Source organism: Gilliamella apis, assembly GCF_030758615.1.
GTDB lineage: Bacteria > Pseudomonadota > Gammaproteobacteria > Enterobacterales > Orbaceae > Gilliamella > Gilliamella apis_A.
Window position 1 is genome coordinate 946,832 of record NZ_CP132381.1, and the last position, 12,724, is coordinate 959,555.

The 12,724-nt window shown below is 34.3% G+C and carries 7 protein-coding genes and 1 pseudogene; 4 read left to right on the forward strand and 4 right to left on the reverse strand.

Annotated elements, in window-relative coordinates; translation table 11 throughout:
* Nucleotides 1–18: 18 nt before the first annotated feature.
* Together RAM17_RS04435 and rlmKL are read right to left on the reverse strand one after the other, a co-directional pair.
* A complete protein-coding gene (locus tag RAM17_RS04435; RefSeq protein WP_110448362.1) occupies nt 19–1,389 on the reverse strand; it encodes an MFS transporter in 1,371 nt (456 codons plus the stop codon).
* Between the two features lie 246 nt (nt 1,390–1,635).
* Entirely contained in the window at nt 1,636–3,756 is a 2,121-nt protein-coding gene (gene rlmKL / locus RAM17_RS04440) for a bifunctional 23S rRNA (guanine(2069)-N(7))-methyltransferase RlmK/23S rRNA (guanine(2445)-N(2))-methyltransferase RlmL (protein ID WP_110448361.1), read from the reverse strand.
* Nucleotides 3,757–4,114: 358 nt separating this feature from the next.
* On the opposite strand from rlmKL, the gene RAM17_RS04445 reads away from it, so the two are divergent.
* Entirely contained in the window at nt 4,115–5,773 is a 1,659-nt protein-coding gene (locus tag RAM17_RS04445) for a hypothetical protein (RefSeq protein WP_110448360.1), read from the forward strand.
* 307 nt (nt 5,774–6,080) lie between these two features.
* A complete protein-coding gene (locus tag RAM17_RS04450) occupies nt 6,081–6,389 on the forward strand; it encodes a hypothetical protein (RefSeq protein ID WP_110448359.1) in 309 nt (102 codons plus the stop codon).
* Nucleotides 6,390–6,798: 409 nt separating this feature from the next.
* On the opposite strand, the gene glmS is transcribed toward RAM17_RS04450, so the two are convergent.
* Nucleotides 6,799–8,631, reverse strand: a complete 1,833-nt coding sequence (gene glmS / locus RAM17_RS04455) for a glutamine--fructose-6-phosphate transaminase (isomerizing) (protein ID WP_110448358.1) — start codon at nt 8,629–8,631, stop codon at nt 6,799–6,801.
* 3 nt (nt 8,632–8,634) lie between these two features.
* Nucleotides 8,635–10,017: a bifunctional UDP-N-acetylglucosamine diphosphorylase/glucosamine-1-phosphate N-acetyltransferase GlmU gene (gene glmU, locus RAM17_RS04460; protein WP_110448357.1), complete on the reverse strand. Its 1,383-nt coding sequence runs from the start codon at nt 10,015–10,017 to the stop codon at nt 8,635–8,637.
* A 147-nt stretch (nt 10,018–10,164) separates the two neighbouring features.
* On the opposite strand from glmU, the gene hemG reads away from it, so the two are divergent.
* Both hemG and typA read left to right on the forward strand, forming a co-directional pair.
* Complete coding sequence (hemG, locus tag RAM17_RS04465) at nt 10,165–10,701, forward strand: menaquinone-dependent protoporphyrinogen IX dehydrogenase (protein WP_110448395.1); 537 nt, start codon at nt 10,165–10,167, stop codon at nt 10,699–10,701.
* A 154-nt stretch (nt 10,702–10,855) separates the two neighbouring features.
* Nucleotides 10,856–12,678, forward strand: a pseudogene (gene typA, locus RAM17_RS04475) (ribosome-dependent GTPase TypA).
* Nucleotides 12,679–12,724 lie beyond the last annotated feature (46 nt).

Here is a 12,724-nt window from a genome sequence, read left to right on the forward strand (position 1 = left end):
CTGGATGTTTATTAACTATTATAATTTGCGCCTTGTCGTTAATTTGAGTGAAAAAACTATTCCTAATAATGATATCACTCCTGTTGTGATAAGTACCGCATCGAATCCGTGGGCAAAAGCTATCGAATTAGTTATTCCACCAAAAATATTGAATATAATTACTGATATTGTTGTACCTATGGCACCGCCAAATAAGCGAAATATATTGTATATCCCAGATGCTTTCCCTAAATATATTGGCTCGACAGCACTTAACACTGATTTTTGCAGAGCTGGTCCAGCCATTGAAAGTCCCATACCGGCGATCATTAAAGGTATTGCCATAGCTATATATGAATTAGTTACATTAACTAAAAGAATAATTAGCAAATAACCTATTCCCTGTAAAAATAATCCTAATGTTGCAATAATCTTTTCACCAAATTTATCTACTGCGTTGCCAGCAAATGGTGCTATTACTACTAATGTTGCTGTCCATGGTAATAATTGTAACCCAGCTATCAGTGGATTAGTTTTTTCAAATACTAAGAAATATTGAGGTAAAAAGAATAATACGCCAAACATAGATGCATATAATAAAAAAGTTGCGATATTACCGTTAGTGAATACTTTTGAATGAAATAATATCAACGGAATCATAGGGGTAGTAGTCATTTTTTGTCTAATGATAAATAAAATACCAAGTACTAGACAAGATAAGCCGGTAATAGTCGTTATAACGTGCGAGGTTTGTGTCGTTATCTCTGATAATGACCATATTATTCCCGCTGAAGAGATGGTGATAAGTAGAAGATCAGTAAAGTTCAATTTATCTTCTTTGCCTTTGCTTTCAGGTAATAATATATGGGAAAAATAGATTGTTATTATACCTATAGGTAAATTAATCCAAAATATCCATTGCCAAGATAAAGTAGCGACAATAAACCCACCTAAAACAGGCCCAACAATAAGCGCTAAACCACCAATACCACTCCATATTCCCAACGCTTTTCCACGTATATTTGCGGGTAATGAATGGGTTAAAATAGCCATTGACATTGGTGTCATAACACAAGCACCAACAGCTTGTATCATTCTAGAAATGATTAATTCAATAATATTATTCGATAAAGCACAACATATGGAAGCGATAGTGAAAATAGCGATACCAACAAGATAGACTTTTTTTCTGCCTATTTTTTCGCCTAGTGAGACACCTACAAGTAATAATGCCGCTATGGTTATATTATAACTATTCAACAACCACTGTAATAAATTAACTGATATTTGAAAATTATTCCGTATTGCGGTAGTGGCCGTGGTGACTATCATTGAATCTATCATTGACATGAAAAATCCTAATGAAGTTAAAATAATAATAGCTGATGAATTGACCGTTTTTTCTTGCATTTTATTAACCTTTTGCTTTGCTATACTTAGCTAAAATAGGACTTTCAATGTATATGTTTAATGTATTGGCCTATGTGTAAACTAACTTTTTTTGATTTATAGTTTAATAGTTCATTAGTTATTTAACTATTTTATCATATTAATTAAAACAAGCAGAATAATCAATAGTAGATTGCAAAGATGAATTTGATTTAAATAATAATAAAAATGGTAAGAAGTTACCGCCTTGCGGCGGTATTTTATTTATTATTGATGTTTAACAATAAAACAGCAGTGGATCTGTTTATTGCGTTTAAAATCGAGCGATAAAGTTTTATCGGTGATATCTTGAAAGGTTAGCCCTAGTTTTTGCATACCATCGGCATCCATTTTGAACCCACGTTTATTGTTTGAAAATACTATTACACCATTTGGTCTGAGTAAACGTTTTAAATCATTCATTAATTTTAGATGATCACGCTGAACATCAAAGGTATCGTTCATTCGTTTAGAATTAGAAAATGTCGGTGGGTCGATAAAAATCAGATCAAATTGTTCATCTGCTTGAGATAAATAGAGCAAGCAGTCTGCTTGTATTAATCTATGGTTTTTACCGGTTAAGCCATTTTGTTTTAAATTGCGATCAGCCCACTCTAAATAGGTACGAGACATATCAACAGTTGTCGTCGATTTAGCTTTACCAAGACCAGCATAAACTGTAGCACTACCTGTATAAGCAAATAGATTTAAAAAGTCTTTTCCGGCACTCATTTGGCCAATCATTTTTCTGGCTAAGCGGTGATCCAAAAATAATCCAGTATCTAAATAATCCACTACGTTAACCCAAAACTGTGTTTGTTTATTGTTAATTGGATATTCATGGACTAAAAAATAATCCTGTTTTTGTCCGAGTTTTTGATATTGTTGTTTACCTTTCTGTTTTTCACGAGTTTTTAGTACCAACTGATCAGCGGTTAGTTCTAGTACAGACATAGTCGCATTAATAATATCAAAAAGTCTTTGTCGAGTTTTTTGTGGATCAATATTTTTTGGTGCAACATATTCTTGTACCACAATTTTGTCTTTGTAACGATCGATTGCCACGTTATATTCAGGTAAATCTGCATCATAAAGACGATAACATTCAAGTTGTTCTTGACTAGCCCATTTTTCAAATTTTTGGCAATTTTTACGTAAACGATTGGCAAAATCGGCTGCGGGTAAATTTTGTTTAGTGAGTGGTTGATCAGATTGGCGATCAGCAATTGAGTAATTCTTTTGTACACAATCTAAAGGCCCATTTTTAGCTTTAAATTGTTTATCAGCCCGCATTTGTAAACAATCTAATAGTTGTGGTGTACCACTAAATAACGATAATCGCCACCCCCCAAACTGTTGTTTAATTTGTCGACCTAGGGCTGAGTGCAAAGCAACTAAAGCTGGCTCGCTTTCTAACCGCTCACCATAAGGTGGATTACTAATGATCATACCATGTATGTTACGATCAAGTGGATTGGTTAATTGGGTTACGTCCTGCAAAGTAAAAGTAATTAAATCACCAACACCAGCATAGATAGCATTTTGTTTGGCACGTTCTAATACCATAGGATTATTGTCATAACCGATAAAAGTAGTTTTTGTTTTTTGGACATTATTCTTAGCTTTAAAGAGTAAATCATTCCAAAGTGTTGGGTTGAATCCTTGCCAAGCAAAAAATCCCCACTGTTTACGTAACAGTCCAGGTGGAATATTAGAGGCCATCATCGCAGCTTCAATTAGTAAGGTTCCTGAACCACACATTGGATCGATAAGAGGTTCATTTGTTTGCCAGCCTGAACGGAGAATAATTGCTGCAGCTAAGTTCTCTTTTAACGGTGCTTGACCTGTTTGCTGACGATAACCACGTTGATGTAGGCTTTCACCACTTAAATCTAATGATAAGGTAACTCGATTTTTGTTTAGATAAGCATGTAAACGAATATCTGGATTTTGTTTGGCAACATTTGGGCGTTGATTGGTTTGACGCATAAAATGATCAACAATTGCATCTTTGATCTTTAGCGCTCCATATTGGCTATTACGGATAAAGTCATTAACGCCAACAAAGTTGATAATAAATGAGTTATCAACTGCAAAAATATCGTTCCATTTGATATTCATCACACATGAATAGAGATCTAGGTCACTATAGATATCAAACTCGGCAATGGGTAATAGGATCCGAGAAGCCAAACGCGACCATAATAATGATTGGTACATGGTTGATTGATCAGCGTCAAAGTAGACACCACCTTGCGATACTTTACAATTTACCGTGCCAATATTTTCTAACTCTTTTTTTAATAACTCTTCAAGCCCGCGAGAGGTGCTGGCAAATAGCGTTTTCATGCATAATCCACTTAACAATAAAATTGCAGGCATTATACCGACTAATTGCAATTGTGGGAAATGGTCAAATTAAACAATCTATAAACAAAAATAATAAGAATAAAAAATTTGCAAATAATAGATATAAAGTTAAAACATCGAAAATACTTTTTGCTCATGTTTACGATTCTTAACAAAATCCTCGCGAACAAGGTTTGCTAAATAATGCTTATTTCTTTATAATTTTTTGATTTATAACAAAAAATTTATAATTTTTATAAGTAAAACAAATAGTTAAAATAATTAACTATATTGTTATGTCAAAAGATAGTTGTTCAAATGCTATCTATAATTTAAATTCTTATCAAGAAATCTATTTATGCTAATTTTTAATAAACAACTCTGCAATATTATTGTTATATCATTAATCATTTTGTTTGTTGCTATCACTTTATCATTAACAATAAATGTTAATGATGTTAATGCGTTGAGTTCATCATCAGTAAAATCAATTCATGGACATTTGCCGTATTTAACTTTTGATAATGGAATTACTAAAATTAATGATACAGATTCATTGCTTGGCATAACTCTATCTGATAATACAATTATTAGGCCAAGTAAAGATGTATCTAGTGAAGATAATCCAATAATTTTACCCAATACAGCTGATACATTTGAAAATATACAAACTATCGTACCTTTGGCAAACAAAGGAAATAATAACTATCCAAATGTAAACCTTAATACTCTTATTGATGAACCTTATAACTATTTTATTGATGAAGATGGTGATAGTGGTGCAAAAGTAACCGGAAATATTTCGATTAAATGGAAAAATTATCAATCAAGTCCAATATATCCATATAAAATAGAGGAGCGAGATATCACTGATTTAGTCAAAAATAACCCTAAAATGAAACTTAATCCTTGTAATGGTATCTATAAGCTTATTATAAATACAACCAATGGTTATATTAAAACTAAATATGGGTTACCAAATTATAGTGAATTTAGTGATGGAAACCATACTTATTATATCAAACCTAATGCTGAACAAGCTTTTGTATGTTATGCCCAACCTAATATAGTCTATCATTCAGGTTTTGAACCAGGATTTTATGATGGAACAACCTGGACAAATTACCAAGGTTATAGAGTATTTAGTCCTTCTAATAGTGGAAATTATTCTGGTCAATCAAGTATAACTAAAAATAATTTTCCATCTACTGGTGCTGATGGTCTGTATTTTTATTTGACTTTAGCCGGCATTATCCCTGAAAAAGTGGTAGAGATAAATGGTAATATTATTAGATCTGATGAGAATAGTAACATAAGTCTAGTTCTAAATGCAGGCAAAACAAGTTACTGGTCTGCAAGTAAATGGAGAGCAGGCTCTAAAAACACAAAAGGTAAATTTGTTGGAACTCATTGGAATAAAGGTATTGAGCCAGCTGTAAAGGTAACTTTAAATGGACCAAAATTCGATTCGACAAATAAAGATTTTAAACCTGTTACATTTAAAATTTATGCCGATAAAGCGAAAAGTCAGTTATTATACGAATTTAGATTAATGCGTTGGTACATAGTGCAACCTGAAGTTGAATATGAAAATCAGATGGCAGCGATTAATTATTGTCAAAAATTAGGCGTCAATTATAGATTGCCTGATGTAAATGACTTTACTAATGCTAATGAAACTAATGTTGGTTGGTCGAATGGTTTTCCTGGACAAGGAGATAAGTATGCGCGTCAATTAAGTTATCAAGATAACGCGCGATGGATTGGCGGATTATTTAATGAATGGGGTTGTTTAGCGAATGGAGCTAGTATCATAGGTAAAGATAAATATACAAATGGTTTATGTTCAGGTTATCCTTCTACTAATTGGGACTCTTATTATTACTGGACTAAAAGTACAGCATTAAATTCTAATGATTATGGTAAAGGTTTATTAGTGTTTTCAGGATATGGTCGTCCAGTTTTATATGATGCTAGTCCAAATTATATACGTCGTGTTGCATGTGTCACCCCTTAATACACAAATTTAGACACTATTAGACACTATATGTAAATCATGTAGTGTTAATCAATTATTATATTATTCGCTAGCTTTTTAAACCGTAAATTTACGGTTAATCATCAATGAGTACTTTTAAAAAATATGTGACTTTTAGCATAATTTATATTTTGCATTTGAAACACAATATTTAATTAGGGCAAGTGGAAATGTTTATCTCTATATCATAATTTGTTAATATGCACAGGCTTTGGTTTCAGATTAATTTTATAATAAATTATTTAATTAGTAGATTTAATTAAGCATCTTTTTGAATAGAGGTAAAATGAAAGCACTATCAATTGTTGGATTAATTTTCGCTATAATATCTATTTTTATTCCTATATTTGGTTTACTTATCGCGATGTTATGTAGTTTATTAGCATTAATTACATTCGTTAAGCAACCAACTATTTCTGGTGCTATTTTTGCTATTAATATCTTTAGCACAGCATTTTTGTCTCCAGTATTAGCTTCTGTAGCCGCAAATTCAGGAATTGATACTTATCTATTTTTTGTTAAATATCATGTAGTATTGATGTTTGTTGCATTTATTTTATATTTTATTTTCCGCAAAAAAAACAGTGTGGCATAATCTCAGGTTAGAATGAAAAATCAATTTGCTCAATAACCCTATGAGTTTATAAATTTTATTAAATAATGGTTAGTAAAAGTTAATAGTTACTCTATTTTTATCAATCCAATTTAATAAAACTTAATTAATGTTAATTTATTCCTTATTGAGAATAAATTAACTATTTTATTGATATTTAAAATATTATCTATTATTGCTAACAACATTATAAAAAAGAGTTTAGTCATTTTAGATGAAAGGTGGCAATAAAGTTAAGATAACTATTTAAACAACTAGCAATTCATTAGTAAGAGAAGCTATGCAAATATTTTTATAAACTATAAATGCTTGTTGTGAGGTTTTAATAAGTAAATGTGAGAACTTTGGCTAAACAATTATTAAAGCAAGTCCTCACATTTAATCTGATAAATTACTCCACTGTTACTGATTTTGCTAAGTTACGAGGTTGGTCTACATCGGTACCTTTAATTAGGGCGACATGGTAAGCAAGTAATTGCGTCGGTACTGTGTAGTAGATTGGCGCAGTAAGTTCTTCAATATGGGGTAAGTTGATAATATGCATAGTATCGTCGCTAACAAAACCAGCATCTTGCTCAGCAAACACATAAAGTTGACCACCACGGGCACGCACTTCTTCAATATTGGCTTTGAGTTTTTCAAGTAAGTCATTCGTTGGCGCCATAACAATAACTGGCATATCAGCATCAATCAATGCTAAAGGCCCATGTTTTAATTCACCAGCTGCATAAGCTTCGGCATGAATATAGGAGATCTCTTTTAGCTTTAATGATGCCTCTATAGCGATTGGATATTCATCGCCACGACCTAAAAATAGTGCATGATGTTTATCGACAAAATGACCAGCAAGTTTTTTGATTACAGGTTCGGCCATTAATACTTGTTCTATACGGTTTGGTAAAGTTTGTAATGCATGGACGATTGCTTGTTCAGTGATTTCTGCCATATCATTAAGTCGGCCTAACTTAGCCACTAACAGTAATAATACCGTTAATTGTGTGGTAAATGCTTTGGTTGAGGCGACACCAATTTCAACGCCAGCTTTGGTTAGTAAAACTAAATCAGCTTCTCGAACTAAAGTCGATGCTGCCACATTACATACCGCAAGAGTACTTAGGTAATTGTTCTGTTTAGCTAAGCGTAAAGCAGCAAGGGTATCGGCAGTTTCCCCGGATTGTGATAGGGTGATAAATAAACTGTTTTTGCGACGAGCTGGTTTTCGATAACGAAATTCCGAGGCAATTTCCACATCACAAGGAATGCCGGCTAAGGATTCAAACCAATAACGAGCAACCATGCCTGCATTATAAGCTGTGCCACAGGCAACAATTTGGATGTGTTCAACTTGCTTGAGAATATTTTCTGCATTTGGGCCTAGTTCTGATAAATCTACTTTGCCATGAGCCATGCGACTTTCTAAGGTATTTTTAATCGCATTCGGCTGTTCATAAATCTCTTTTTGCATGTAATGGTTAAAACCAGCTTTGCTGCCAGCATCATATTTTGCATCTGATTCAATGCAAGGGCGATTTATTTGATTAAAATTTTTGTCATAAATCGTTACTGAACGTTGAGTGACAAGCGCTATATCACCTTCTTCTAAGAAGATAAACTGCCGAGTTACCGGTAATAAAGCCAGTTGATCTGAGGCAACAAAGTTTTCGCCAATGCCATAACCAATAACAAGTGGGCTACCAGAACGTGCGGCAACTAGGATATCAGGATTTCGAGTGTCCATAATTACTGTACCATAAGCACCTCGTAAGAGTGGAATGGCTTTTTGCACAGCTTCTAATAAGGAACATTCTTCAGTGCTGATGATGTCATGAATTAAGTGGGCAATGACTTCAGTATCTGTTTCTGAACGGAATTGGTAACCTTTCGCAATAAGTTTTTCACGAAGTGGTTCGAAATTTTCGATAATGCCATTATGCACAACGGCAATAAAGTCGGATATATGTGGGTGTGCATTATGTTCAACTGGTTCACCATGTGTTGCCCAACGAGTGTGGGCTATACCGGTTGAACCGGCAACTGGTTGTTCGTTTACCGCATCTTTAAGCGCTTGTACTTTTCCTACCCGCCTTATTCGCTGCAATTCACCTGTTGGTGAAATAATAGCAAGTCCGGCAGAATCATAACCCCGATATTCTAATCTCTTAAGTCCTTCTAATAAAATATCTGCCACATCACGTTTAGCGATTGCACCTACAATACCACACATCGTCTATCCCTCTTTCGATTTCGTTGGTCTTTTCCAACCCGCAAGTTGTTTCTGTTTTACACGACTAACCACTAATTCATTGTCGTTAACATCGTTAGTAACTGTTGTGCCAGCCGCAATAGTTGCTCCTTTACCTATTTTGACTGGGGCAATAAGTTGGCTGTCAGATCCAACAAAAACATCATCTTCGATAACTGTTTTAAATTTATTAGCACCATCATAATTACAGGTAATTGTGCCAGCGCCAATGTTGACATTACTGCCAATTTCACTGTCACCTAAATAACTTAAATGTCCGGCTTTGGTTGCATGGCCAAGATGAGCTTTTTTTAATTCAACAAAATTACCAACGTGGGCATGATCATCTAGTTTGCTGCCCGGTCTTATTCTGGCAAATGGTCCGATAGTACAGTGCTGAGCAATAATCGAATCTTCAATCACCGAGTATGGACTAATTTCGCTGTTATTGGCGATGGTGCAGTTTTTCAAAATACAGCCTGCACCGATAATGACATTATTTCCTAATGTCACATCACCATGAATAATCACATTTGTATCAATGATGACATCTTTACCATGATTTAATTTTCCACGTAGATCAAAACGGGCTGGATCAAGTAAAGTTACTCCAGCAAGTAACAATTGCTCGGCTTGATACTGTTGATAATGGCGTTCTAAAGTTGCTAACTGCAATCGATTGTTGACGCCTTCAACTTCAAATTGCTTTATTGGATGTGAAGTTAAAATTTCATAACCATCTTGATGTGCAAAGGCAATAATATCGGTTAAGTAATACTCTTTTTGCGCATTGTTATTGGTTAAACGCGCTAACCACTGCTTAAGTAATTTGCCTGTAACTAGCATAATACCAGTATTAATTTCGGTGATTTTTTGTTGTTCGGCATTGGCATCTTTTTGTTCAACGATAGCCACAACTTTACCATCTTTGCGTTCGATTCGACCATAGCCAGTTGGGTCATCTAAAATCACTGTTAATAAGGCAATACCTTGTTTGGGTTTACTAGCAATAAGATTTTGCAAAGTTTCAACTGAGATAAGTGGCGTATCGCCATATAAAATCAAGATATCTTCATCATCTTGAATGTAAGGGATAGCTTGTTGTACCGCATGTCCTGTCCCTAATTGTTCTGCTTGATAAACAAGTTGCACCGGCTGATTTTGTAACGATTTTTCAAGTTCGTTTTTGCCATGCCCATAAACAATATTGATGCGATTAGTATTAAGTTGTTGAACTGTATCAATAACATGTTGTAACATCGGCTTACCGCCGATTTTATGTAAAACTTTAGGTAGGTTGGAATACATCCGTGTGCCTTTTCCTGCCGCCAAAATAATAGCACTACGTTTTGGAGGTGAAATTGCCATAATCAGTTCCGGTCTGGTTAAATAAGGCTAATACTATAATCAAAGTTTTCCATGAAATCACCCCGAAATTGTTAATTTTTATCCTAAAAAAAGAATTATTGATATTTACCAAGAGTTTTAATAAAAGGAAGCATTGTTATGAATAGCATTATCAAGGTTTTATTGCTTTATACCACTCACGAAAAGCAAACCCTTAAAATTATGCAGCGAATAAAAACACAGCTTGCTGGTAAATGCGATTGTGATTTGATTGAGTTATTACCAAATAGCCATATAGATCTTGCTAATTACCAAGCGGTATTGATTGGGGGGTCTATTCGATATGGTTTTTATAGTAAAACCATGAAAAAATTTATTGATGCTAACTATCTGCAATTAAACACACTCAAATCTGGCTTTTTTGGCGTGAATATGGTGGCAAGAAAACCGAATAAAAATACGCCTGAAACGAATATATATACTAAAAAACTCTTAGCTAAAATTGCATGGCAACCAACGATTAAAGCGGTATTTGCTGGAGCACTTTATTATCCAAAATATAATTGGTTTGATCGTAATATGATTCGTTTTATTATGTGGTTAGGTAAAGGTGATACCGATGTGACTAAAGAAGTGATTGAGTACACAAATTGGAACAAAGTAGATGAGTTTGCTCATCAATTTGCGACACTTATCAATGAGTAATCTTAGTTATCCCTATAAAATAAGTCAGTATTCTCGTTATATATCAAGTCTTAAAGTTCTTTTTAAGAAACTTTGTGATATAGATCAACATTTTTACTAAAAAGGTGTACAATATTGCGCCTAAAGAATTTATCTCCTAATTGGGATTTTAATTGTGATTGAAAATTTAAGAAATATAGCCATTATTGCTCACGTTGACCATGGTAAAACAACCTTGGTTGATAAATTATTAAAACAGTCTGGTACGCTTGATAATTTACGTGGCGACGACAATGAAAGAATAATGGACTCTAATGCGCTAGAAAAAGAGCGTGGTATTACTATTTTAGCTAAAAATACGGCTATCGATTGGAATGGTTATCGTATTAATATTGTTGATACTCCGGGACATGCCGATTTTGGTGGTGAAGTTGAACGTGTAATGTCAATGGTTGATTCGGTATTATTGCTGGTTGATGCAATGGATGGACCAATGCCACAAACACGTTTTGTTACTCAAAAGGCGTTTGCTTATGGTTTAAAACCGATTGTTGTTATCAATAAGGTTGACCGTCCAGGGCTCGTCCTGATTGGGTTGTGGATCAAGTATTCGATTTATTTGTAAATCTAGGTGCAACTGATGAACAGCTTGATTTCCCAATTGTTTATGCATCAGCATTAATGGGATTTGCAGGACTTGATCATGAAGATATGGCTGAAGATATGACGCCATTATTTGAAGCAATTGTTGAACATGTTGAGCCACCAGCAGTTGACTTAGATGGTCCTTTCCAAATGCAAATTTCACAACTTGATTATAATAACTATGTTGGTGTTATTGGTATTGGTCGTATTAAACGTGGTCGTGTTAAACCAAATCAACAAGTCACTATTGTTGATAGTGAAGGTAATAAACGCACTGGTAAAGTAGGCCAAGTATTAGGTCATTTAGGTTTACAACGTTATGAAGCTGAAGTTGCTGAAGCAGGTGATATTATTGCGATCACTGGTTTAGGCGAACTCGGTATCTCTGATACGATTTGTGATAATAGTTGCGTTGAAGCATTACCTGCATTAAGTGTTGATGAACCAACTGTTACTATGTTCTTTAATGTTAATAGCTCACCATTTGCTGGCAAAGAAGGTAAATATGTGACTTCACGTCAAATTCTTGAGCGTTTAAACAAAGAACTGGTGCACAATGTGGCTTTACGCGTTGAAGAAACTCCTGACCCAGATGCATTTAAAGTTTCAGGTCGTGGTGAGTTGCACTTATCGGTTCTTATCGAAAATATGCGTCGTGAAGGTTATGAGCTTGGGGTATCACGTCCTAAAGTTATCTATAGAGAAATCGATGGTAAAAAGCAAGAACCTTTCGAACAAGTTACTTTAGATATTGAAGAACAGCACCAAGGTTCAGTGATGGAAGCTTTAGGTTTACGTAAAGGTGATTTAACCAATATGTTACCTGATGGTAAAGGTCGTGTACGTTTAGATTATGTGATCCCAAGCCGTGGTCTTATCGGCTTTAGAACTGAATTTATGACTATGACATCTGGTACTGGTTTACTTTACTCAACATTTAGCCATTATGATGATGTACGTCCAGGTGAAATCGGCCAACGTAATAATGGTGTAATGATTTCGAATGGTACAGGTAAAGCGTTAGCTTATGCACTTTATAGCTTACAAGATCGCGGTAAATTATTCCTTGGTCATGGTGCAGAAGTGTATGAAGGACAAATTATTGGTATTCATACCCGCTCAAATGATTTAACCGTTAACTGCTTAACGGGTAAAAAATTAACTAACATGCGGGCATCGGGTACTGATGAAGCGACTACGCTTTCACCACCGGTTAAAATGACGTTAGAACAAGCATTAGAATTTATTGATGATGATGAATTAGTAGAAGTTACACCATTATCTGTACGTTTGCGTAAACGTCATTTAACTGAAAATGATCGTAAACGAGCATTCAGAAGCAATAAAGAGTAATGTCAGTAAAAAACTAGCAAGTTTAATTTGTTAGTTTAAATTAGAA